We start from the raw sequence: 23,178 nt of genomic DNA, 5'->3' as shown, positions 1-23,178 counted from the left end.
AAAGGCGAGCGCCATATCGGACGCATCGCTGTCATCGGCAGTAGCGGTTTTACTATTCGAAAAAAGGGAGAGGAACCCATGGCGTCATACAAAGAATTTCACAAGCGTTCCATTGAGGACCGGAATGGTTTCTGGGGCGAACAGGCCCAACTGATCCACTGGAACAAGCAACCCGAACAGATCTACGATTTCTCCAATCCGCCTTTTGTAAAGTGGTTCGTCGGCGGTGAAACCAACCTCTGCTACAACGCGGTCGACCGCCACGCGGAAACCAACCCGAACGGCAAGGCGCTGGTCTACATCTCCACCGAGACCAACGAAGAGAAGATCTATTCCTTCACCGAACTGCGCGCCGAAGTCATGCGCATGGCGGCCATCTACCAGGACCTCGGTGTCAAGAAGGGCGACCGCGTCCTGATCTACATGCCGATGATCGCCGAAGCGGCCTTCGCCATGCTGGCCTGCGCCCGCATCGGTGCGATCCACTCGGTGGTGTTTGGCGGCTTTGCCTCCGGCTCCCTGGCTACCCGCATCGACGATGCCAAGCCGACCGTTATTGTTTCGGCCGATGCCGGCATGCGCGGCGGCCGTCCGGTGCCCTACAAGCACCTGCTGGACGAGGCAATCGGCCTGGCCGAGCACAAGCCTGCCAAGGTGCTGATGATCAATCGTGGCCTCGACAAGGAGATGGCTGTTATCGCCGGCCGTGACGAAGACTACGCCACCCTGCGCGCCAAGCATCTCGACGCTCAGGTGCCCGTGACCTGGGTCGAATCGTCCGACCCCAGCTACATCCTGTACACCTCCGGCACCACCGGCAAGCCCAAGGGCGTGCAGCGTGACACCGGCGGTTACGCCGTGGCGCTGGCCGCCTCGATGAAGCACATCTACCAGGGCAATGCGGGCGAGACCTTCTTCTCGACCTCCGACATCGGCTGGGTGGTGGGTCACAGCTACATCATCTACGGCCCGCTGATCGCCGGCATGGCCACGATCATGTACGAAGGCACGCCGCTGCGTCCGGACGCCGGCATCTGGTGGAAGATCTGCCAGGACCAGGAAGTCACCGTGATGTTCAGCGCGCCGACCGCCATTCGCGTGCTCAAGAAGCAGGACCCGGCCTTCCTCAAGGCCTACGATCTTTCCAAGCTGCGCGCCCTCTATTGCGCCGGCGAGCCGATGGACGAGACCTCGCACCAGTGGATGATGGACGAGCTGGGCATCCCGGTCATCGACCACTACTGGCAGACCGAAACCGGCTGGGCGATGCTGTCGCTGATGCCCGGTGTCGAGAAACAGGACGTGCAACTGGGCTCCCCGGGCTTCCCGGTGTATGGCTTTGACGTGCGCCTGTTCCGCGACGACGGCTCCGAATGTGAGGCCAACGAGAAGGGTATCGTCGGCGTCGTGCCGCCGCTGCCGCCCGGCTGCCTGTCCACCATCTGGGGTGACGACAAGCGCTTCGTGTCCACCTACTTCACGCTGTTCCAGGAGCCGCAGGTGTATTCCAGCTTCGACTGGGGTATCAAGGACGACGCCGGCTACTACAAGATCCTCGGCCGTACCGACGACGTGATCAACGTGGCCGGTCACCGTCTGGGCACCCGCGAGATCGAAGAGGCCGTCCAGGCCCACCCGGCGATTGCCGAAGTGGCCGTGGTCGGTGTAGCCGACCAGCTCAAGGGTCAGATGCCGATGGCCTTTGCGGTGGTCAAGAATGCCGCTTCCATCGACACGCCCGAGAAGGTCGCCGAACTGGAAAAGGCCGTGATGAAACTGGTCGACGGCAGCCTCGGCGCCATTGCCCGTCCGGCTCGCGTGCACTTCATCTCCGGTCTGCCCAAGACCCGTTCCGGCAAGATGCTGCGCCGCTCCATCCAGGCGCTGGCCGAAGGCCGTGATCCGGGCGACCTGACCACCATCGACGATCCCTCCACGCTGGATCAGATCAAGGCCGCGCTGGCCGCCAAGTAAGCCTGCGCCCGCTGTGGCACCTGAAAGCCGACCGGTTTCCCCGGTCGGCTTTTTTATTCAACCGACTTTCACTCGCACCGGAACCATGCCCCGACGCCTGCTGCTCCTGGCCCTCCTGCCGACCCTGGCCCACGCGACCCCGCGCATCGACTGCCACACGACTTACGGCGGCGAGACACACACCCATGTCGCCCGGCCGGTGGATTCGCCCTACCGGGTGGCGCCCGCGAATATCGGCAGCTACTTCCTGTTCCGGGTGGTTTTCCAGGATCGGCCTGCCGATCTGGCCAGCGTGAAGATCTACGCCTACGCCGACCGTGACGAAGGCCCGGTGATCCTTCATCAGGCTAGCCACCCCTGGCCGCTGCCATTGGCGAAGGTCCGGCCGGCTTACGGCTTCACCGGCCTGCAACATGTTTATGAACCCATGCGCGACGGCGAACTGGCCTACTGGTGCGAGCAGGTGAAGGAGGGCGGACGATGAACGCGATCCGTAGCCTGTTGTGCGCTGCCCTCGTGCTCGCCAGCGGCGCCCTGCGTGCCGAACCGCTGAAGCTGATCTTTGCCGGCGACGTGATGCTCGACGACGGCCCCGGCCGGGTCATCGCCTCCGGGCGCGATCCGCTGGCACCCTTTGCCGCCTTGCTGGCCGATGCCGACTACCGCATCGGCAATCTGGAGTGCCCCATCGCCACCACCGGTACGGCGCTCGGCAACAAGATCTACACTTTCCGTGCCGACCCGCGGGTGCTGTCTGTCATCAAGGGGCGTTTCGACGCCATGTCGGTGGCCAACAACCATTCTGGCGATTACGGCAAGGACGCCTTCGTCGAAACGCTTGCCCATCTGGACGCAGCCGGAATCCGCCACTTTGGCGGCGGCAAGAACCTGAGCGAAGCGCACGCACCCCTGTGGATCAAGGCCAAAGGCCTGCGCGTGGCCGTGCTCGGCTACAACGAATTCAAGCCGCGTTCCTTCGAGGCCGGGGCGAAGCATCCCGGCATCGCCTGGAGCGAGGACAGCCAGGTGATCGCCGACATCCGCGCCGCCCGCAAGGCCGGTGCCGACCTGGTCATTCCGTTCATGCACTGGGGCTGGGAGCGGGAACCCGAGCCGGGCCCGCGTCAGCGCGATCTGGCCCGGCGGATGATTGATGCCGGCGCCGACATCGTGGTCGGTGGCCATCCGCATGTCACCCAGGGCGCCGAGATCTATCGCGGCCGGCCGATCATCTACAGCCTGGGCAATTTCGTCTTTGACGGCTTCGATCTGCCGGCTGCCCGGCGTGGCTGGATCCTGCGCCTGAGCCTCGATAAACGCGGCGTGCTGGCTTGGGACACGCGGGAGGCGCAGATGGACGACGAGGGCACGCCGAGTCCGGCCAGCGGTGCGCTGACGCCCTGCGGTGCGCGGGGCGACACAAGCATCCGGATGTGCCGCAACCCCTGAGCCGCGTTACACCAGGCCGTCGAAAAGCTGCACCTGCACGCTGTCGCCGGCCACCACATCGTCCCGGTTCTCGTCCAGCACGATGAAACAGTTGGCCTCCGACATGGAGCGCAGGATGCCCGAGCCCTGGGTGCTCGCCGGGCGCACCTTCCAGGCGCCATCCTCGGCGTACAGGCGGCCGCGCAGGTATTCCCGCCGGCCGGCCAGCTTGCGGATCGGCGCGGTGCACACCAGCGACATCAGCGGCCGTTCGGGCAGCGGATCGAGGCCGGAAATCTTCAGCAGCGCATCCAGCACGAACTGGTAGTAGGTCACCATCACCGCCACCGGGTTGCCGGGCAGGCCGAACATCCAGGTCTTGCCGATGCGCCCGAAAGCCATCGGCCGGCCCGGCTTGATGTCGATCTTCCAGAAGCTCACTTCGCCCAGGCGCTGCATCAGTTCGCGGATGAAGTCTGCCTCGCCGACCGATACGCCGCCGGTGGTGAGCACCACGTCGGCACAGGCGGCGGCGTTGCGAAAGGCTGTTTCCAGTGCATCCTGCCGGTCCGGAATCACCCCCATGTCCACCAGTTCGCAGCCGGCCCGGTTGAGGGCGCCGTGCAGCGTATAGCGGTTCGAGTCGTACACTTCGCCCGGCGCCAGCGGCCGGCCGATGCTGGCGAGTTCGTCGCCGGTCGAGAAAAAGGCCACCCGCAGCCGGCGGGCGATAGTGACCTCGGCCAGCCCGAGAGACGCTGCCAGCCCAAGCTCGGGCGGCCCCATCAGCTTGCCGCGGGAAATCGCCACCGCGCCCTCGGCCAGGTCTTCGCCGGCCCGGCGTACGTTCTGGCCGCGCCGGATGCCGCCGGGCACGACGATCCGCTCGCCCTCCGTGCGCACCACTTCCTGCACCACGATGGTATCGGCGCCCAGCGGCATCACGCCGCCAGTCATGATGCGCACCGCCTGGCCCTTGCCGACGATGCCCGAGAAGCCGCGCCCGGCAAAGGCAGTACCCACCACCTGCAGCCGCGCCTCCGCGTCGGCGGCCAGATCGTCGGCGCGCACCGCGTAGCCGTCCATCGCCGAGTTGTCATGGGCCGGCACGTTGCAGGGCGCCACGATGTCCTCGGCCAGCACGCGCCCCAGCGCCGAGCGCAGCGCCACGCGCTCCCAGCCACCGGCCGGCCGGACTGTATCGAGAATGATGCGGCGAGCTTCGTCCACCGTCAGCGATTGGTGGGTGGCAGGGCCGCTGCAGCCAGAATCCTTGTTCATGGGGCGATTCCGTTTCGAGGTGTCATGGCCTGATTAGTATCACAAAAGCCCTGAGCCGCGCAGCGCCTGGATTCGTGCGGCAGTGCGCATTGAACAAGCGTTTTCGGCAGCCTATGCTGCCTTGTAGAGGTCCGTCAGCGTGTCGTGTACGGCGGACGTGTCTGGCGGGAGAAATGTTCCGGAGGAAGTTCAGGCCACACTTGTGTGAGCCATCGATCCGCAAGTGATCGCGCCTGCCGGTCTGCATACCCTTAAAGGAGGAGTTGCGCCATGTGGAAGTCTCTTCACATTGACCCCAAGAAGTGTACCGGTTGCCTGCAGTGCGAAATGGCCTGTTCGGTCGAGCACACCGGGGTCATCAATCCGTCGAAGTCGCGCATCAAGGTCTTCAGCTTTGAAACCGAGGGGCGCAAGGTTCCCTACACCTGCACGCAATGCACCGATGCCTGGTGCCTCAACGCCTGTCCGGTGGATGCGATCCGCATCGATGCGGCTACCGGCGCCAAGCAGGTTTTCGACGATGTCTGCGTGGGCTGCAAGGTGTGCACCATCGCCTGTCCCTTCGGCACGGTCAATTACAACCAGGACACCGGCAAGGTTCAGAAGTGCGACCTGTGCGGCGGCGACCCGGCCTGCGCCACAGCCTGCCCGACGGGTGCGATCACCTATGTGGATGCCGACTGGACCGGCATTGACCGAATGCGTGCCTGGGCCGCCAAGGCCAACACGGCTGTTGCGGAATAAGGAGGCGGATCATGGGCTGGAACAGAAAAGTGCTGCGGGTGAACCTCACGGAAGGCACCTGCAAGGCAGAGCCGCTGAACATGCAGTGGGCCGATGAATACCTCGGCTCCCGCGGCCTGGCGACCAAATACCTGGTGTCCGAGATCGATCCGATGGTCGACCCGCTGGCGCCCGAAAACAAGATGATCATGTCCACCGGGCCGCTCACCGGCACGATGGCCTCCACCGGCGGCCGCTACACGGTGGTCACCAAGGGCCCGCTGACCGGGGCGATTGCCTGTTCGAACTCGGGCGGCTTCTTTGGCGCCGAAATGAAGTTTGCCGGCTGGGACATGATTATCTTCGAGGGGCGTTCGCCAAAGCCGGTCTATCTGTACGTCGAGAACGACAAGGCCGAACTGAAGGATGCCGCCGATCTGTGGGGCAAGAGCTGCTGGGAAACCGAGGAGAGCATCAAGCACCGCCTGCAGGACCCGCTGGTGCGGGTGTCGTCGATTGGCGCGGCCGGCGAGAACCAGGTCTTGTTCGCCTGCATCGTCAATGATCTGCACCGGGCGGCGGGGCGCTCCGGCGTGGGCGCGGTGATGGGCTCGAAGAACCTGAAGGCGGTGGCCCTGCGCGGCACCAAAGGCGTGTCCGGCATCAAGGACATGAAGGCCTTCATGAAGATCACCACCGAGAAGAAAAAGGTGCTGGCCGACAACGCCGTGACCGGCGAAGGCTTGCCCAAGTACGGCACCCAGGTGCTGATGAACGTCATCAACGAAATGGGCGCCTTGCCCACCCGCAATCACAAGGACGTGCAGTTCGAGAGCGCCGGCAAAATCTCCGCCGAGGCCATGCACGAGAAGCGCCCCACCGACGGCAAGCCGCAACTGGTTACCAACGCCGCCTGCTTTGGCTGCACGATTGCCTGTGGGCGCATTGCCGAGATCGACAAGAGCCACTTCACGGTGGTGAACAATCCCAAGTACTGGGGCGCTTCCGGCGGCCTGGAATACGAGGCGGCGTGGGCGCTGGGCGCCGCCAATGGCGTGGGCGACCTGGAAGCCCTGCAATACGCCAACCTGCTGTGCAACGAGCAGGGCATGGACCCGATTTCCTTCGGTGCCACCATCGGGGCGGTGATGGAGCTCTACGAAATGGGCGTGCTGACCAAGGAGCAACTCGGCATCGACGCCCCCTTCGGCTCGGCCGAGGCGCTGGCCAGACTCACTGAAATGACCGCCCTTGGCGAAGGCTTCGGCAAGGAGATCGGCCAGGGCTCGAAGCGTCTGTGCGCCAAGTACGGACATCCGGGCTTGTCGATGACCGTCAAGGGGCAGGAGTTTCCGGCCTATGACGCCCGCGGCATCCAGGGCATGGGGCTGGCTTACGCCACCTCCAACCGCGGCGCCTGCCACCTGCGGGGCTATACCGTGGCCTCCGAAGTGCTGGGCATTCCGGTCAAGACCGATCCGCTGGTCACCGAGGGCAAGCCGGAGCTGGTCAAGGCCTTCCAGGACGCCACCGCGGTATTCGACGCGGCCGGCATCTGCGTATTTACCTCCTTCGCGTGGACGCTGGCCGACGTGCAGCCGCAGATCGAAGCGGCCTGCGAGGGCGACTGGTCGATGGAAAAGCTCAATGCCATGGGCGAGCGGATCTGGAACATGGAACGCCTCTTCAACAACGCCGCAGGCCTTACTAACAAGGACGACGACCTGCCGCCGCGCCTGAAGACCGAGCCCGCCAAGGTCGGCCCGGCCAAGGGGCTGGTCAGCGGTGTCGAAAAAATGTTGCCCGAGTACTACGCGCTGCGCGGGTGGACGCCGGAAGGCAAGCCCACCGCTGAAACGCTGGAACGCCTGGGGCTGTGAGCATGAAGCACCTCATCCTGGGCAACGGCCCGGCCGGCGTGGTGGCAGCAGAAACCCTGCGCCGCGCCAGGCTCCGCGACGAGATCGTCATGGTGGGCAGCGAAAACGAGCCTTCCTATTCGCGCATGGCGATTCCCTACCTGCTGGAAGGCAATATCGACGAATCCGGTACCTGGCTGCGCAAGACGCCGGATCATTTTGAGAAGCTCAACGTGCGCCTGCTGGCCGGGCGGGCGGTGGCGCTCGATGTGCACAAGCGCAGCGTGCTGTTTGCCGACGGGCACTTTGAAGCCTACGACCGCCTGCTGGTGGCCACCGGCTCGCACCCGGTGCGGCCGCCGATTCCCGGTGTCGACCTGCCCGAAGTGCAAACCTGCTGGACGCTGGAGGACGCTCGCGCCATCGCCAGCCACGCCAAACCCGGTGCCCGCGTGCTGCAACTGGGGGCCGGCTTCATCGGCTGCATCATCATGGAGGCACTGGCCAAACGCGGCGTCGAACTGACCGTGGTGGAGATGGGCGACCGCATGGTGCCGCGCATGATGACCCCCAAGGCCGGCGGCATGATCAAGCGCTGGGTCGAGGAGCAGGGCATCCGTGTGGTGACGTCCGCCGGCGTCGAGCGCATCGAGCGCAACGAGGGCGGGGACACGCCGTTGCTGGTGAAGCTTTCCACCGGCGACAAACTGCCCTGCGATCTGGTCATCGTGGCGGCCGGTGTGGCGCCCAACGTGGCTTTCCTCGACGCCACGCCGGTGCATGTGGCCAAGGGGGTGCTGGTGGATGCGCGCATGGAGACCACGGTGCCCGGCATCTTTGCGGCCGGCGACGTGGCCGAGGCGCCGGATCTGTTCACCGGCGCCCATCTGGTGTCGGCCATTCAGCCCAATGCGGCCGACCAGGCCCGCGTTGCGGCGATCAACATGGCCGGCGGCAACGGGCGGCTGGCGGGCGTGCTGGCCATCAACGTGCTCGACACCCTGGGCCTGATTTCCACCTCCTTCGGGCAGTGGTGGGGCGAACCGGGGGAGGCCGGTGTCGAACAGGTGGACGAGGCGGCCTATCGCTACCTGAGCCTGCAGTTCAAGGGCGACGTGCTGATCGGTGCCACCTCCATCGGCATGACCCAGCACGTGGGGGCGCTGCGTGGCCTGATCCAGGGCAAGCTCAAACTCGGGCCGTGGAAGGATGTCTTGCTGGCGGCGCCCCAGCGTTTCTTCGAGGCCTATCTGGCCGCCACCCAGCCTGACTCGGTGGCACGCCATCAACCGGTGGCCGCTTTCGCATGAGGGTGGTGTTCAAGCTGTTCGCGTCGCTTGCCGACTTTCTGCCGGCCGGGCGGCGCGGCAATCTGGTGGAGATCGAGGCCGACCCGGGCAGCACCGTGGGCGATCTGATTACCCGTTACCAGGTGCCCGAGAAGAAGGCGCATCTGGTGTTGGTGAACGGGCATTACATCGCCCCGGCCGGGCGCGCCACGCACGTGCTGCAGGAGGGCGACGAAGTGGCCATCTGGCCGCCCATTGCCGGTGGTTGATGCCGGTGGCTGAGGATGTTTGCGCCCCCGGCGGCTTTACGCGGGAAGTGGGTGCCACGCCGGCCGAGTTCGAGCGCGGCTTGCGCCTGGCCCTGCCGGATGGGGTGACTTCGCCGCGGCCGCGGGTGCTGCGCGTCGAACGCTGCGGTGTGGTGCTGGAGGTGGGGCTGAGCACGCTGCCCGAGCGGCGTATCGGCCTGTTCTGCCTGCCGGTGCTGCTGGCCCGATTTTGCTTCACGGCCGGCGATCGCGCGGCCAGAATGGCGCTCCTCGCGCGCATTGATCTTGCCATGCAGCGCGGTGGCGGCTGATCCGCTACCCTAACGGCCTTCCGGCTTTCCCCCCGGCTGCTTGCTTCCCCATGAATGGACTGAGTCTGGCTTTTTCCGAAGCATTTTCCCTGCTCGCCGGTTTCGACCACCGGGTGGCGGAGATCGTCTTGCTGTCGCTGCAGGTCAGTGGTCTGGCGGTGCTGTTCGGCACGCTGATCGGCCTGCCGCTGGGGGCCTGCCTGGGTGTCGGGCGCTTTCCCGGCCGGCAGGTGCTGGTGGTGCTGCTCAATGGCTGCATGGGCCTGCCTTCGGTGGTGGTGGGGGTGGTGGTTTATCTGATCCTGTCCCGGTCCGGGCCGCTGGGGGAATTCGGCCTGCTCTATTCGGCCACCGCGATGGTGATCGCCCAGACTTTTCTGGTGGTGCCGCTGATGGCTGCCATTGCGCGCCAGGTGGTGGAGGATGCCTGGCGCGACTACGAGGAGGAGCTGACGGCGATGCGCTTTCGCTGGTTCGACAGCGTGCGCGTGCTGCTCCACGATTGCCGGCATTCGCTGATGGTGGCGGTGCTCGCCGGCCTCGGGCGGGCCATGTCGGAGGTGGGGGCGGTGATGATCGTTGGCGGCAACATCGACCGCTCCACCCGCGTGATGACCACCGCGATTGCGCTCGAAACCAGCAAGGGCGATTTGCCGTTGGCGATTGCGCTGGGCACGGTGCTGCTCGGGGTGATCCTGCTTCTCAACGCAGTGGCCTATGTGCTGCGCCAGTGGGCGACCCGCCGCTATGCATGAGGGCGGCCCGATGTTTCCGCTGCGGGTCAGCGACTTGCGCTGGCACGCCGCTGGCCGGGCGGTGCTGGATGGCCTCAGCCTGGAGCTGGGCGGGGAGGGCATCACCATCCTGCTCGGCCCCAACGGCGCCGGCAAGAGCGTGTTCTTGCGCACCCTGTGCGGCCTGCTCGAACCCGATGCAGGGCATATCGACTGGGGCGGCGCTGCACGGCCCGAGTTTGGCGTGGCGATGGTCTTCCAGCAGCCCAAGATGCTGCGCGACTCCCTGCTCGGCAACGTGGAGCTGGCCCTGCGCCCGCTCAAGGTGCCGGCGGCGGAGCGGCAGGCCCGCGCCCGCGCGGTGCTGGAGCGCGTCGGCTTGCTGCACCGGGCCCGCGACAGTGCCCGCAGCCTGTCGGGCGGCGAGCGCCAGCGTCTGGCTTTGGCCCGGGCCTGGGTGACGCGGCCGCGCCTGCTGCTGCTCGACGAGCCCACCGCCAGCCTCGACCCTTCTTCGGTGGAGGCCATCGAGCGCATCGTCCGCGAGATCCGCACCGAAGGCACGCGCATCCTGATGACCACCCACAATCTCGGCCAGGCCACCCGGCTGGCCGACGATGTGGTCTTTATCGACGCCGGCCGCGTCTGCGAGCATGCGCCGGTGCAACGTTTCTTTGCCCGCCCGGCCTCGCCGGCTGCGCGGCTTTACATCCAGGGAGAACTACCGTGGCGAATGGCGTTTTGAAGTTTCTGACCTCTGCAGTATTCAGCGTGACGGCGATGGTGTCGGCGGCGCAGGCCGGCGAGTCCATCGTGCTGGCGTCCACCACTTCCACCGAACAGTCGGGCCTGTTCAACTTCATCCTGCCGATCTTCGAGAAAAGCAGCGGTATTGCGGTGAAGGTGGTCGCCCTGGGCACCGGCCAGGCGCTGGACGTGGGCAAGCGCGGCGACGCCGATGTGCTGCTGGTGCACGACCGGGCCGCCGAGGACAAGTTTGTCGCCGAGGGCTACGGCGTCGAGCGCAAGGACGTCATGTACAACGACTTCGTACTGGTGGGCCCGGCGGCTGACGCGGCGGGCGTGAAGGGCGCGAAAGACACCGCCGATGCCTTTGGTCGTATCGCCAAAAAGGGCAGCAACTGGGTGTCGCGGGGTGATCGCAGCGGCACCCACGCCGCCGAGCTGCGCTTCTGGGGCAGCGCCGGCGTCGATGTGAAGGGGCAGGGCTGGTACAAGGAAGCCGGTGCCGGCATGGGGCCGACCCTCAACATGGCGGCCGGCATGGGCGCCTACACGCTGGCCGACCGGGGCACCTGGGCCAGCTTCAAGAACCGCCAGGATCTGACCATCGTCTACGCCGGTGACCCCAAGCTCTACAACCCCTACGGCGTGATGCTGGTGAACCCGGCCAGGCACCCCCACGTCAAGAAGGCCGCCGGCGAGAAGTTCATCGCGTGGATCACCTCCCCCGACGGCCGCCGCGCCATCTCCGCCTACAAGATCGGCAACGAGCAACTGTTCTACCCGCTGTCACGCTGACCTAAAGTCCGACAACACCCCGCCTCCCCTGTGGGTCGGACTTCAGTCCGACACCCGCGAGCTGAACCTCCGTTGTCGGACCAAAGTCCGACCCACAAAGTGACCCGCAACTCCCCCTGTGGGTCGGACTTCAGTCCGACATACGCGGGCTGGACCTCCGTTGTCGGACTAAAGTCCGACCCACAAAGTGACCCGGAACTCCCCCTGTGGGTCGGACTTCAGTCCGACATACGCGGGCTGAATCTCCGTTGTCGGACTAAAGTCCGACCCACAAAGTGATCCGCAACTCCCCCTGTGGGTCGGACTTCAGTCCGACACCCGCGGGCTGGACCTCCGTTGTCGGACCAAAGTCCGACCCACAAAATGCCCCGGAACTCCCCCTGTGGGTCGGACTTCAGTCCGACATCCGTGGGCTGAACCTCCGTTGTCGGACCAAAGTCCGACCTACAAAATGACCCGGAACTCTCCCTGTGGGTCGGACTTCAGTCCGACATCCGCGGGCTGGACCTCCGTTGTCGGACTAAAGTCCGACCCACAAGGGAGGGAGCGAAGCGATTAGTCCGGCATGCGATCTGAAAATTGTTGCATGCCGGGCTGATTGCTTCGGTGTCGCGGCTTTTTGCTTCGCGGGCGGCGCTCGGCGGGTCGGTGGCGCCCCTTTTTGGGGCGTGAGCGAAGCTGGGCGCCTCGCTTGCGTCGTGCAAGGCTTCGATGGCGAGACGCATGGCTTCGCAAGCGAAGCAAAAAGCGTCGCTTGCGAAGCGCGCCGCTTCGGTGACGAGGGTTTTTTGTTCGCCTGCGACGCAAAAAACTTCGCAGGCGACCCAAAAAGTGTCGTGGGTGCTGCCTGGTGGCTTGTGAGGCTAGGTGAGAGGCTTGTCGGTGGACGTGTCGATGAGAATCGCCCGGAAGTCATTGACGTTGGTTAGCGTTGGCCCGGTGATGACGGAATCACCGAGGGCCTGGAAGAGTCCGTGCCCGTCGTTGTCGGCCAGTACGTCGGCGAGCCGGCGGCCGAGGGCGGCGGCGCGGGTGGGCGTGCTCGGGTCGATGAGGGCGCCGGCGATTTCGGCAGCACCGTCGATGCCGTCGGTGTCGGCGGCCAGAGCGTGGATGGCCGGGTGGCCGTTGAGGGCCTTGGCCAGGGCGACGAGGAATTCCACGTTGCGCCCGCCGCTCCCCGTGCCGCGCACGGTGACGGTGGTTTCACCGCCGGACAGAATCACGCAGGGGCTGCTGAAAGGCTGACCACGCCCGGCCACCTGGCGGGCGAGGGCGGCATGCACCAGGGCTACATCGCGGGATTCGCCTTCGAGGGCGTCGGACAGGATATGCGCCGTGAGGCCGAGTTCGGCCGCACAGCGGGCGGCGGCTTCGAGGGCCATCTGCGGGGTGGCGATGAGCCGCGTTTCGCAGTGGGCGAAGGCTGGGTGGTCGGGCTTGGGGGTTTCGCCGCGGCCGGATTCGAGATGCGCGCGCACCGCGTCGGGCACCGCAATGGCGTACTTGGCGAGCACGGCGAGGGCGTCGGCGCAGCTGCCCGGGTCGCCCACCGTGGGGCCGGAGGCGATGATGGCCGGGTCGTCGCCGGGCACGTCGGAGATCAGCAGGGTGAGCACCCGCGCCGGCTGGCAGGCCAGTGCCAGGCGCCCGCCCTTGATGGCCGACAGGTGCTTGCGCACGCAGTTGATCTCGGCAATGGTGGCGCCGGAAGCCAGCAGCGCGCGGCCGACAACCTGCTTGTCGGTCAGGCTGAGGCCCTCCGCCGGCACCGCCAGCAGGGCCGATCCGCCGCCGGAGATGAGGCACAGGACGAGGTCGTCGGCGGTGAGGCCGTGCACGGTGTCGGCCAGCATGCGGTGGGCGGCGGCACAGCCGGCTGCGTCGGGCACCGGGTGGGCGGCTTCGACGATTTCGATGTGCCGGCATGCCACGCCGTGGCCGTAGCGGGTGATGACCAGCCCGCCGAGCCGGGCCGGGTCGCCGGGCCAGTGGTCTTCGACGGCTTTGGCCATGGCCGCCGAGGCCTTGCCGGCACCGATGACGATGACCCGGCCGGCGGGCAGTTCGTCGGCAGTCGGCAGGTGGGCGGCCACGACACGTTCGGGCAGGGCCGCCGCGAGGGCTGCGTCGAGGAGGGCACGGAGCGTCTCGCGGGGGCTGGGCATGGCTTATCGGTCCTTCGGCTGGGTCAGGATGGCACGGCCGTCTTCCAGGCCTTCGACCTGGGCGAGGGTCGAGACGGGCACCTGCAGCGCCTCGATGTGCTCGCGGCCGTGCTTGAAGCGCTTTTCGACAACGAAGCCGGCACCGAGCACTTCTGCACCGGCTTCGCGGGCCATTTCGATGAGGGCGACGGCGGTGCGCCCGTTGGCGAGGAAGTCATCGACGATGACGATGCGCTGGCCGGGCTTGATGTAGCGGGTGGAGATGACCAGCCGCGTCTCGCCACCCTTGGTGGGCGAGGGAATGATGCGCGAGATCGACGGCGCTTCAACCTGCGGCGAGTACTTCTTGGCATACACCAGGGGAACGTTGAGGGCCTGCGCCACGACGAGCCCGGGGGCGATGCCGCTGGCTTCGGCGGTGAGGATCACATTGGGCTGGAAGAAGGACAGGCGCCGGGCCAGCTCGTAGCCGAGTTCGAAGATGAAGGCCGGTTCGATGCGGTGGTTGAGGAAGTGGTCGATGCGCAGGATCTGGTTGTTTTCGACCGTGGATTCGGCTTCGATGCGGCGAACCAGCGGGGCGTAGGGGGCGGTGAGGTCGAGATGCGGGCTCATGATGGGCGTGGGGTAAGCAAAGGGCCGGCGTTGGAACAACGTCGATGCCGGGATTGTATCAACGGGGCTTGTCGCTCTCCGTGGTGCTTTCCGCAAGGCGCAGCAGGCGGCGGCGCACCAGCGCGATGTGTTCGCGCAGGGTGTACAGCTCGTTGCTGAAGGCCAGCGGCAGTTTGCGGTGGGTGGCGCGCTGCTCGATGCGGTCCACGCGGGCGATGAAGGTGGCGATGGCCTTGGCATCCGCGGCGGCCTGCGGGTCCTGGTCGAGTTCGTTTTCGAGGTACTTGAGTTCGCCATACCAGCGATACACCCGCGAACGCATGCGCCAGTTGTAGACGGCCGGCACAACCTTGGAAAGCGGGATCACCACGGCGATCAGCGGCAGCAGCATGACGAACAGGCGATCCACCAGCACCGCCAGCCAGAAGGGCAGGTAGCGCTGCAGCAGGGGCGGGCCGCTGTCGTAGAAGCGCTGCGCCGAGGGATGGACGGGCAGGGCGTGGTCGAGGGGTTTGGGGAAGGCATTGGCAGCCTGCAGCAGGCCGGGCGGGCTGTGAATGTCGCGGGCGTGCTTGAGCAGCAGGGTGACGATGGCCGGATGGATGTCGGCCTTGACGACCAGGTTGGCGGTGGCGGCGACCAGCTGGAGGTCGCGGGGCGGGCGGTCACCCTGGATGTCGATGGCGCCGCGGGGCAGGGTGAGGCGCATCAGGTGCGGAAAGTGGCGCCCGTAGCCGTCGGCCTGGGCAAAGTTGAGCAGGCTGATGCCGCTGGTTTGCAGCAGGGCCTGCACCACCGGCGCCTGGGGGGCGCCAACGACGAAGAAGGCATCCACCTGGCCGCGCTTGAGGGCCTCGACGGCGTCCATGCCGCCGATGGGCACGAGATGTGGATCGTTGGTGGCGAAGCCGTTGGCGCCGAGGATCTGCAGCGCGAAGAGCTGGGCACCGCTGCCCGGCAGGCCGACGGCGATCTTCTTGCCCTTGAGCTGGGCAACCCGGTCGTATTCGGCGCTGCCCCGATAGAACACCCATACGGGTTCCAGGTACATGCTGCCGAGGGTGGCCAGGTCTTCCGATTCGGGTTCGTTGGCAATGCCGCCCTGGATGAAGCCGATGTCCACGCTGTCGTCGGTCTTGAGGCGCATGAGATTCTGCACCGCGCCGCTGGAGGGGCGCAGCTCGACCTCGATGCCGTCCTGGGCGAGCTTCTCGCGGTAGCGTTCGCCAAAGTAATGGTAGGCCCCGCCGGCGGCGCCGGTGCTCATGACGATCTTGGTTGGCGGCGCCGGGCGCACGAACTGCCAGGCCAGCACAAAGGCGGCCAGCACAACGATCAGCGCCGGCAGGGCGAACAGCAGCAGGTCGCGGCGGCTGGGGGTGTCGCTGGTGGCGGCGGTGGGACGGCGCATCGCTGGGGAGTCTCCGGCGCAGGTGTTGGGGGGTGTGGCGGGGGGCGGCAGGCCGCGAATCTTACCCCGCCTGACGGATAGGCGCGGGGCGGCGCAAAGTCCTTTGTCGCAGGGGCAAAGTCCGGTACATTGCGCGCCCGGCCACGCCTTGAATCAAAAAGAGATTTTTCCCATGCCCCGCCTGCTGCTTGCCCCGATGGAAGGCCTCGCGGACGATGTCCTGCGTGAGGTGCTGACCCGTGTGGACGGCTACGATCACGCGGTGACCGAGTTCGTGCGGGTGTCGGGCACGCTGCTGCCGGTGCGCTCGTTCACGCGCATCTCGCCGGAGCTGCGGGCCGGCAGCGCCACTTCGAGCGGCACACCGGTGCGAGTCCAACTGCTGGGTTCCGATCCGGTGTGCATGGCTGACAACGCGGCCCAGCTGGCGCAGTTGAATCCGGCCGGCATCGACCTGAACTTCGGTTGCCCGGCGCCCACGGTGAATCGTCACCGGGGCGGGGCGGCGCTGCTCGACGAGCCCGAGCTGCTGTTCGCCATTGCCTGCGCGGTGCGCCAGGCGGTGCCGGCGCACATTCCCTTCACCGCCAAGATGCGCCTCGGCGTGACCGACACCGGCAAGGCGCTCGACTGCGCCCGGGCGCTGGCCGATGGCGGTGTGGTCGGCCTGGTTGTGCACGCCCGCACCAAGACCGACGGCTATCGCCCGCCGGCTCACTGGGAGTGGGTGGGGCGCATTGCCGACGTGGTGAATGTGCCGGTGGTGGCCAATGGCGAGGTGTGGAACGAGGAAGACTGGCGGCGCTGCCGTTCGGTGAGCGGGGCGGCCGACGTGATGCTCGGGCGCGGGGCGGTGTCCGATCCCTTTCTGGCCCGGCGTATCCGCGCCGGCGCTGAGGCGCCGCCCGACCGCGAGGCCGAATGGGCCGAACTGCAGCCGCTGATCGCCGAGTTCTGGCTGCGCGTGCTGGCCAAGGTGGAAGCCCGCCACGCACCGGGGCGGCTCAAGCAGTGGCTCAAGCTGCTGGCGCGCAACTTTGTGCAGGCCGAAAGGCTGTACGCCGATGCCCGCATCCAGCGCGATGTCGCGACGGTCAGCCATGTTCTCGGGACGCACGGAATACCGGTGCTGAAGGCTGCCGCGTAGAATTACCGGATGTACGCCAATTCAAGCATTCCCGAAAGCGCCCAGCAGGGCGTTCATGAACACCTCGTCGAGCGGGTCGCCAAGCACGCCAGCTCCGCGTTTCGCAAACCCTATCTCGACTACAACAAGGCCGCCCTCGCGGCGAGCCTGGCCGGCTGGGACGGCAAGGCGCCGCTGATCCTCGATGCCGGCTGCGGCGTGGGCCACAGCACCATCCAGCTGGCCCGCGCGTTTCCCGATCACTGGGTGATCGGCGTCGATCAGTCGGAAGATCGCCTCAGCCGCAAGAAGCCTTACCCGGACGCGCTGATGCCGATGAACATGATCTTCGTGCGCGCCGACCTGGTGGATTTCTGGCGTCTGATGGCGGATGCCGGCATCAAGCTGGCGCGCCACTACATCCTTTACCCGAACCCGTGGCCGAAGATCGGCCATGTGTCGCGGCGCTGGCACGCGCATCCGGTCTTCCCCTTCGTGCCGCGCCTCGGCGGGCGGCTGGAGTGCCGCAGTAACTGGAACATTTATGTGGAAGAATTCGCCGTCGCGCTGGGCCTGCTGACCGGCCGCACGGTGACGCCGGAGTCTTTCGAGGCGCCGTCGCCGCTAACTCCTTTTGAACGCAAGTACCGGGATTCCGGCCAGACCCTTTACCGGTGTGTGGTGGACCTCGATCAACAACCCCTGGAGGGAAACCCGTCATGACCAACGCCCAATACATCCCGCTCACCGACGAAGAGCTGGAACAGCTCGAAGAGCTGCTCGTTTCCGACGATGTGCCCGCCGATTGCATGAACATGGAGATGCTCGACGGCTACCTGGCCGCCGTCGTCGCCTCGCCGCTGCCGATTCCGGTGGGCGACTGGCTGCCGGCCGTGTGGACCGCCGACGAAGGCGAGGTTGGCTTCGGTTCCGGTGCCACCCTGCAGAAGGCCATCGAGCTGGTGCTGCGCTATTACAACGAACTGGTTGAAACCATCGGCGACGCCGAGGGCGACGAAGAGGGCGAGGCCGAAGGCTGGCAGCCCTTCTGTTACGCCCAGGGCGGTGATGATGATCCGGCCATCGGCGAGGAATGGGCTACCGGCTTCGCGCAGGGCTTCGAGCTGTGGCCGGCCGAGTGGGCGGCCAAGGTGGGTGACACCAGCATCGCCGAGGCCCTCCTCGAAACCATCCTCGGACCGGAAGAGGAAGTGACCGTGCGCCCGGACACCGAGTCCCAGCTGGCCGAGCTGGAAGCCAAGGGGATTGCCGTGCAGCACCTGTTCCAGGCCTGGCGTGCGCATGGCCTGCCGGCGCCGGAAGCCGTCGCCGTGTCGGCAGCGACGGCTGCCACCGGTGGCCCCGGCCGCAACGAGCCGTGCCCCTGCGGCAGCGGCAAGAAGTACAAGAAGTGCTGCGGCGCGAACTGATCCATGGCTGACCCCTGCCTGAGCTGCGGGGCCTGCTGCGCCAGCTTCCGGGTGGATTTCCATGTCTCTGATCTGGAAAGCCATCCCGGTGGCTGCGTGCCGGTTGCCCTTACGGTGCCGGTGACGGCAACGCTGGTGCGCATGCGCGGTACGGACGATGGCCCGCCGCGCTGCATTGCGCTCAAAGGCGAGATCGGGCGGGAGGCCTGCTGCACGATTTACGAGAAGCGCCCCGGCCCGTGCCGGGACTTCGCGCCCTATGCCGCACTGAACATTGGCGACGAGGGCTGCGCCCGCGCCCGCCGCCGTTACGGCATGGCGGCCCTCGGGGAGTGACATTCTGCCGTCCGGCACTCAGTTGTTACGCTTCGACACAAATCGGTGATGCCCATGTCAGGTTCCGGGGCTTAGTCTGTGGGCTCCTTAACCAACATCGGGAGCCTTCCATGGGTTTGCTGAGTTTTGTACGTGAAGCGGGTGAGAAGCTGTTTGGTCGCAAGGACGTGGAGCAGGCCCAGGCATCGGCGGCCGGCGGCGACAGCGCGGCCCAGGACAAACTGGCCGAACTGAACCAGGCTGCGGCGGCTTCCATCAGCGCCTATATCGCCAAGCAGGGTTTCGATACGTCCGCCCTGACGGTGAGCTTCGACGGGGCCAGCAGCACGGTGGCCATCGCCGGCACCGTGGCCGATCAGGCGACCAAGGAGAAGCTGCTGCTGTGCTGCGGCAACGTGGATGGCGTGGAACACGTGACCGAAACGCTGCAGGTCACCAACCCCGAGCCGGAAGCCCAGTTTCATACCGTTGTGCGCGGCGACACCCTGTCGGCCATTGCCAAGACTTTCTATGGCAATGCCAATGCCTACATGAAGATCTTCGAAGCCAACAAGCCCATGCTCGGCCATCCGGACAAGATCTATCCGGGCCAGAAATTGCGCATTCCGGCCTGAGTCCGGCTGCTTCAGGTTTGTAGGCGGATTGCGGATTGGCGGATTGTGTTGGCTCTGACACAATCCGTCGTTCCTGCAGTATTTCTGTCACATACCGGAGCCAGCCACCATGACCATCCGCTTCCCCGTTGAAGGCGAATTCATCCAGCTCGACCAACTCCTGAAAGTCGTCGGCCTGTGCGGCTCGGGGGGCGAGGCCAAGCAGCGGGTCGCCGACGGCAAGGTTCAGGTGGACGGGGAGATCGAAAACCGCAAGCGGGCCAAGCTGCGCCCGGGTCAGCGCATCGATTTTGCCGGTGAAACCATCGAGCTCGTCACCGAGGCCTGACCCGGCCTGCTTCAGTTCTGTGCTTCCGCCTCCAGTGCCGCCTGCACTGCGGGGCGGCCATTCATCCGTTCAATAAAGGCGTCAAGGCTCGGCCACGCGCTGATATCCACGCCGACAAACCTGGTCCACCGCAGCACCGTGAACAGGTAAGCATCCGCCACCGAGAAGCTTTCTCCCGTCAGGTAGGGGTGGGCCGATAGCGCCTGCGCGGCGATCGGCAGGCGGCGGGCAAGGATGGCCTGGGCATCGGCCCTGGCTTCTTCGGTGCTCGCCGGGTTGAACAGCGCGCCGAAGTTCTTGTGCAGTTCGGTGCCGATGAAGTTCAGCCATTCCTGCACACGGGCGCGCGCCAGCGTGCCGCAGGGCGGGGCGAGTTCTTTCTCCGGGACCTGATCGGCCACGTACTGGACGATGGCCGGACCTTCCGTCAGTACCTCTCCATTGGCCAGCGCCAGCGCCGGCACGTAGCCCTTCGGATTGATGGTCGAGAAGTCGACGCCGGAGGCCGTCTGCTTGTTGCGCAGGTTGACCTTTTCGAGGCTGAACGCGAGGCCGGCTTCGCGCAGCACGATGTGGGGTGACAGGGAGCAGGCGCTGGGGGAGTAATAGAGTTTCATCGGGCAGGTTCTTCCTTGTTGTTTTCAGTCTTGGTGGATGTCGCCATCCGTGTAGAGCCAGCGTTCGTCCAGGCGGACGAAGCGGCTGGTTTCGTGGAGGCGGTGGGCGCGTCCGCCGATCTTGTAGCGGGCGACGAATTCAACGATGGCATGGGTTGGGTCCGTCTGCTCATGGCGTTTGATCTGCAGGCCGAGCCACTTGGTCGGGGTATCGCCGGCGAGGTTCAATTCGACGGGGCGGAAATCCGGATGCCAGGTGGCGAGCAGGTAATCCTCCCGCCCGAGGGTGAAGGCGCTGTAGCGGGAGCGCATCAGCGCTTCGGCGGTGGGGGCGGGCAGGCCGTCGTCGAGGTGGCGGCCGCAGCAGCGGGCGTAGTCGGCAGAGGCGCCGCAAGGGCAGGGCGTGGGCATGAGGGTGAAAGAGGCAGGCAGGATGGTGTGGCCCATTTTCGGCTGGATGTCCCGCGGGCGGCAAGGCATCCGCGTTTTGTTCCTTGAGATTTCTTCGTCGGGGCCGATAAGCGCTTGATGAGCGCCTGGCCTGAGGGCGGCTTGCTGGGGGAGAGAGAAGTAATGGGACTCAAAAAATGGATGGGGGGGATTCGCGGCAAGCTGATCGCCATTTTTGTGGTTATCAAGGTCGTACCCTTGCTGTTGCTGGCAATGCTCGCCTGGAACATGGCCCAGCGGCTTGGTGAAACGGTCAGCGAGCAGGCCGGGAGCATGGCCGAGTCGATGTTGTCGGCCGTCAAGCAGGTGGGTGATGCGGCCACCGACGATGCCATCAAGGCGCTCGATGATCGGGCGCGGGAGGGGATTGAGCGCCTCACCACCGATACGGCCCGCGCCGTTGCGGCATTTTTGTACGACCGGGATGCCGATGTGCTCCAGGCTGCCCAGGTGGAGCCGGGTGAAGCTGCTTTTCGCAGCTTTCTGACCCATCGGGCACGTACTCTCTACCATCACGGCGAGTGGCTGCTCGCCGAAGACCAGAAGCGCTGGGCGCCGGCCATGCCGGAAGCCTGGGATGAGGCCCTTGCTGCAGATGCCAAGCAGGCGCTGGTGGATAACGCCAAGGCTTTCAGTGCCCGTCCGCCCGAGTATCTCGGCCAGCCCGACCGCCGCCCGCTCTTCGTGGAGATGACTTTTGTCGATCTGCAGGGCCGCGAGCGGGTCAAGGTGACAACTGGTGATCTCATGTCGCGTCAGCTGCGGGATGTGAGCAAGCCGGCGGAAACCTTCCTCAAGGCCGAGCGTTACTGGCCAGATTTGCAAAAGCTCAAGCCTGGCGATATCTATGTGTCGGAAGTGATTGGCGCCTATGTGGGAAGCCGGGTGATCGGCCCCTATCTGCCGGCTTCGGCCCAGAAGGCGGGCGTCGAATTCAAGCCCGAAGAGTCGGCCTACGCCGGCACCGAAAACCCGGTCGGTCGGCATTTCCGCGGCATCGTCCGGTGGGCGACGCCGGTGGTGAAGGGGGGCAAGGTGAGCGGCTACGTGACCCTGGCCCTCGATCACGACCATATCCGCCAGTTCACCGACCGCATCAGTCCGACCGATACCCGCTATACGCCGATCAACGACGCCATCGTCGGCAACTACGCCTTCATGTGGGACCACAAGAGCCGGGCGATTTCCCATCCCCGCGACTACTTCATTCCCGGCTACGACCCGCAAACCGGCGAGCCGGTGACGCCCTGGCTCGACCAGTCGCTTTTTGATGCCTGGCAGGCCTCCGGCAAGCCGTCGCGGGAATTCCTCGATACGGTGACGCCCTTCGATGGCCAGTCCCTCAAGAAGAAGCCCGCCGGTGCGATGATCAAGGCCGGCACCGTGGCGCTGGATTGCCGTTATCTCAACTTCTCGCCCCAGTGCGCGGGCTGGAACCAGCTGACCGAAAAGGGCGGTTCGGGCTCCTTCGTGATCTTCTTCTCCGGGCTGTGGAAGCTGACCACCGCGGCGGCGATTCCCTATTACACCGGGCAGTACGGTGAGACCCAGCGGGGCTTTGGTTTCGTCACCATCGGCGCCAATGTGGATGACTTTCACCGGGCGGCGACCGAGTCCGCCAAGCGCATCGGCCTGACCATCGCCGAGCGTGACCGGGCCTTCCAGAACCAGCGCCAGGGCCTGCTCGAAGCCATCGAACACAACCTGACCCAGACCGCCGGCGCATTGACCGTGTCCACGCTGCTGATGGTGGGGCTGGTGATCATCGTGGCGATCTGGATGGCCCAGTTCATGACCCGCCGCATTACCGACATGATCCATGGTCTTGGCAAGTTCCAGTCCGGCGATCTGGCGCACCGGCTTGAAGTAAAGTCCGGCGACGAGATGGGGCAGCTCGCCCAGTCTTTCAACAGCATGGCCGACGAGGTGCAGGAATCCTTCAAGCGCTCGGAGGAGGGGCGAACCAAGGCAGAGGAGGCCAACAAGCTGAAGTCGGACTTCCTCGCCAACATGTCCCACGAGTTGCGCACGCCGCTCAATGGCATTCTGGGCTACTCGGAACTCCTGCAGATGGAGCTCGAAGATCCGGCCCAGCAGGATTACGCCGCCACCATCCACAGTTCCGGCGAACACCTGCTCGACATCGTCAATGACTTGCTGGATCTGGCCAAGGTCGAGGCCGGACGGATCGAACTGAAGCCCGTGGAGCAGGATGTGGCCCGTCTCGCCAATGATCTTGTCGGAACCCATCGGGCCCATGCACAGGCCAAGGGTCTGGGGATGGTGCTGGAAATGGCGGAAGATCTGCCGGCGACGATCTTTGTGGACGCTCAGCGTGTTCGCCAGATTCTCAATAATCTCTTGAACAACGCGATCAAGTTCACGGACAATGGCAAAGTTGGCCTGAGCGTTCGTCGTGAAGGTGAGCGTCTTGCGTTTGCTGTATCGGATACCGGTCGCGGTATTCCAGCCGAGGCGCTGGAGCACATTTTCGAGAAGTTCCGGCAACTGGATCAATTCGTGACCCGCGATCACGGTGGTACCGGGCTAGGCCTTGCGCTGGCCAGGGAGTTCGCCCACCTGCTGTCGGGCGATCTGGTAGTTGAATCGCGGGTTGGCGAGGGTTCTACCTTCACTCTTTTTCTGCCCCTGACCGGGCAGTCTTCCTGATCA

General features: G+C 65.7%; 24 protein-coding genes. 18 read left to right on the top strand and 6 right to left on the bottom strand.

Features of this window, described 5'->3' with window-relative positions; translation table 11 throughout:
• Window positions 1-54: 54 nt before the first annotated feature.
• The 3 genes from ETQ85_RS10485 (at window position 55) to ETQ85_RS10475 (ending at window position 3,423) form a co-directional block, all read left to right on the top strand.
• Window positions 55-1,974 carry a propionate--CoA ligase gene (locus tag ETQ85_RS10485; protein ID WP_281283087.1) on the top strand — a complete coding sequence of 640 codons (1,920 nt, stop codon included), beginning with the start codon at window positions 55-57 and terminating at the stop codon, window positions 1,972-1,974.
• Window positions 1,975-2,059: 85 nt separating this feature from the next.
• Entirely contained in the window at window positions 2,060-2,458 is a 399-nt protein-coding gene (locus ETQ85_RS10480) for a hypothetical protein (RefSeq protein WP_148578989.1), read from the top strand.
• Window positions 2,455-3,423 carry a CapA family protein gene (locus tag ETQ85_RS10475; protein WP_148578988.1) on the top strand — a complete coding sequence of 323 codons (969 nt, stop codon included), beginning with the start codon at window positions 2,455-2,457 and terminating at the stop codon, window positions 3,421-3,423. Before ETQ85_RS10480 ends, ETQ85_RS10475 begins: the two co-directional genes overlap by 4 nt.
• Window positions 3,424-3,429: 6 nt before the next feature.
• Here ETQ85_RS10475 and moeA read toward each other — a convergent pair whose 3' ends face one another.
• On the bottom strand, window positions 3,430-4,683 hold the full coding sequence (gene moeA, locus ETQ85_RS10470; protein WP_148578987.1) for a molybdopterin molybdotransferase MoeA: 1,254 nt from the start codon (window positions 4,681-4,683) through the stop codon (window positions 3,430-3,432).
• 270 nt (window positions 4,684-4,953) lie between these two features.
• Between moeA and ETQ85_RS10465 the strand changes: the two genes are divergently transcribed.
• From ETQ85_RS10465 to ETQ85_RS10430, 8 genes are read left to right on the top strand one after another with little or no spacing between them, the layout of a single operon-like run.
• Window positions 4,954-5,427: a 4Fe-4S dicluster domain-containing protein gene (locus ETQ85_RS10465; protein ID WP_148578986.1), complete on the top strand. Its 474-nt coding sequence runs from the start codon at window positions 4,954-4,956 to the stop codon at window positions 5,425-5,427.
• Window positions 5,428-5,438: 11 nt separating this feature from the next.
• Window positions 5,439-7,286 carry an aldehyde ferredoxin oxidoreductase family protein gene (locus ETQ85_RS10460; RefSeq protein ID WP_148578985.1) on the top strand — a complete coding sequence of 616 codons (1,848 nt, stop codon included), beginning with the start codon at window positions 5,439-5,441 and terminating at the stop codon, window positions 7,284-7,286.
• A gap of 2 nt (window positions 7,287-7,288) precedes the next feature.
• A complete protein-coding gene (locus ETQ85_RS10455; RefSeq protein ID WP_148578984.1) occupies window positions 7,289-8,575 on the top strand; it encodes an NAD(P)/FAD-dependent oxidoreductase in 1,287 nt (428 codons plus the stop codon).
• Window positions 8,572-8,823, top strand: a complete 252-nt coding sequence (locus tag ETQ85_RS10450; RefSeq protein ID WP_148578983.1) for a MoaD/ThiS family protein — start codon at window positions 8,572-8,574, stop codon at window positions 8,821-8,823. Before ETQ85_RS10455 ends, ETQ85_RS10450 begins: the two co-directional genes overlap by 4 nt.
• A 5-nt stretch (window positions 8,824-8,828) precedes the next feature.
• Complete coding sequence (locus ETQ85_RS10445; protein ID WP_246128729.1) at window positions 8,829-9,134, top strand: hypothetical protein; 306 nt, start codon at window positions 8,829-8,831, stop codon at window positions 9,132-9,134.
• Window positions 9,135-9,184: 50 nt separating this feature from the next.
• Window positions 9,185-9,889, top strand: a complete 705-nt coding sequence (locus ETQ85_RS10440) for an ABC transporter permease (protein ID WP_148578981.1) — start codon at window positions 9,185-9,187, stop codon at window positions 9,887-9,889.
• Window positions 9,890-9,899: 10 nt separating this feature from the next.
• The gene (locus ETQ85_RS10435; RefSeq protein WP_148578980.1) at window positions 9,900-10,613 is read left to right on the top strand and encodes an ATP-binding cassette domain-containing protein; all 714 of its coding nucleotides are present in this window, start codon (window positions 9,900-9,902) and stop codon (window positions 10,611-10,613) included.
• A gap of 35 nt (window positions 10,614-10,648) precedes the next feature.
• On the top strand, window positions 10,649-11,410 hold the full coding sequence (locus ETQ85_RS10430; protein WP_148579031.1) for an ABC transporter substrate-binding protein: 762 nt from the start codon (window positions 10,649-10,651) through the stop codon (window positions 11,408-11,410).
• A gap of 863 nt (window positions 11,411-12,273) precedes the next feature.
• Here ETQ85_RS10430 and ETQ85_RS10425 read toward each other — a convergent pair.
• From ETQ85_RS10425 to ETQ85_RS10415, 3 genes are read right to left on the bottom strand one after another with little or no spacing between them, the layout of a single operon-like run.
• On the bottom strand, window positions 12,274-13,578 hold the full coding sequence (locus tag ETQ85_RS10425) for a glycerate kinase type-2 family protein (RefSeq protein ID WP_148578979.1): 1,305 nt from the start codon (window positions 13,576-13,578) through the stop codon (window positions 12,274-12,276).
• 3 nt (window positions 13,579-13,581) lie between these two features.
• Window positions 13,582-14,193: a xanthine phosphoribosyltransferase gene (gene xpt, locus ETQ85_RS10420; protein ID WP_148578978.1), complete on the bottom strand. Its 612-nt coding sequence runs from the start codon at window positions 14,191-14,193 to the stop codon at window positions 13,582-13,584.
• Between the two features lie 58 nt (window positions 14,194-14,251).
• Window positions 14,252-15,604 carry a TAXI family TRAP transporter solute-binding subunit gene (locus tag ETQ85_RS10415; RefSeq protein ID WP_148578977.1) on the bottom strand — a complete coding sequence of 451 codons (1,353 nt, stop codon included), beginning with the start codon at window positions 15,602-15,604 and terminating at the stop codon, window positions 14,252-14,254.
• Window positions 15,605-15,776: 172 nt separating this feature from the next.
• Here ETQ85_RS10415 and ETQ85_RS10410 point away from each other — a divergent pair, with 172 nt between their 5' ends.
• The 6 genes from ETQ85_RS10410 to ETQ85_RS10385 all read left to right on the top strand — a co-directional run bounded on the left by ETQ85_RS10410 (window position 15,777) and on the right by ETQ85_RS10385 (window position 19,438).
• Complete coding sequence (locus tag ETQ85_RS10410; RefSeq protein WP_148578976.1) at window positions 15,777-16,751, top strand: tRNA dihydrouridine synthase; 975 nt, start codon at window positions 15,777-15,779, stop codon at window positions 16,749-16,751.
• 9 nt (window positions 16,752-16,760) lie between these two features.
• Entirely contained in the window at window positions 16,761-17,453 is a 693-nt protein-coding gene (trmB, locus tag ETQ85_RS10405; protein ID WP_148578975.1) for a tRNA (guanine(46)-N(7))-methyltransferase TrmB, read from the top strand.
• Window positions 17,450-18,160: a YecA/YgfB family protein gene (locus ETQ85_RS10400; protein ID WP_148578974.1), complete on the top strand. Its 711-nt coding sequence runs from the start codon at window positions 17,450-17,452 to the stop codon at window positions 18,158-18,160. Before trmB ends, ETQ85_RS10400 begins: the two co-directional genes overlap by 4 nt.
• 3 nt (window positions 18,161-18,163) lie before the next feature.
• Window positions 18,164-18,496, top strand: a complete 333-nt coding sequence (locus ETQ85_RS10395) for a YkgJ family cysteine cluster protein (protein WP_148578973.1) — start codon at window positions 18,164-18,166, stop codon at window positions 18,494-18,496.
• A gap of 110 nt (window positions 18,497-18,606) precedes the next feature.
• Entirely contained in the window at window positions 18,607-19,110 is a 504-nt protein-coding gene (gene lysM / locus ETQ85_RS10390) for a peptidoglycan-binding protein LysM (RefSeq protein WP_148578972.1), read from the top strand.
• A 109-nt stretch (window positions 19,111-19,219) separates the two neighbouring features.
• Window positions 19,220-19,438 (top strand): RNA-binding S4 domain-containing protein, encoded by a 219-nt coding sequence (locus ETQ85_RS10385; RefSeq protein WP_148578971.1) that lies wholly within the window; start codon window positions 19,220-19,222, stop codon window positions 19,436-19,438.
• 11 nt (window positions 19,439-19,449) lie between these two features.
• Here ETQ85_RS10385 and gstA read toward each other — a convergent pair whose 3' ends face one another.
• Both gstA and ETQ85_RS10375 read right to left on the bottom strand, forming a co-directional pair.
• A complete protein-coding gene (gene gstA, locus ETQ85_RS10380; RefSeq protein WP_148578970.1) occupies window positions 19,450-20,055 on the bottom strand; it encodes a glutathione transferase GstA in 606 nt (201 codons plus the stop codon).
• A 24-nt stretch (window positions 20,056-20,079) separates the two neighbouring features.
• The gene (locus ETQ85_RS10375; protein WP_342781956.1) at window positions 20,080-20,535 is read right to left on the bottom strand and encodes a YchJ family protein; all 456 of its coding nucleotides are present in this window, start codon (window positions 20,533-20,535) and stop codon (window positions 20,080-20,082) included.
• Window positions 20,536-20,628: 93 nt separating this feature from the next.
• On the opposite strand from ETQ85_RS10375, the gene ETQ85_RS10370 reads away from it, so the two are divergent.
• A complete protein-coding gene (locus tag ETQ85_RS10370) occupies window positions 20,629-23,175 on the top strand; it encodes a sensor histidine kinase (protein ID WP_148578969.1) in 2,547 nt (848 codons plus the stop codon).
• The last annotated feature ends 3 nt before the right edge of the window (window positions 23,176-23,178 follow it).

The sequence above is a fragment of the Zoogloea oleivorans genome (genome assembly GCF_008107625.1).
Taxonomy (GTDB): Bacteria; Pseudomonadota; Gammaproteobacteria; order Burkholderiales; family Rhodocyclaceae; genus Zoogloea; species Zoogloea oleivorans.
This window is presented reverse-complemented; position numbering and strand designations above follow the sequence as displayed.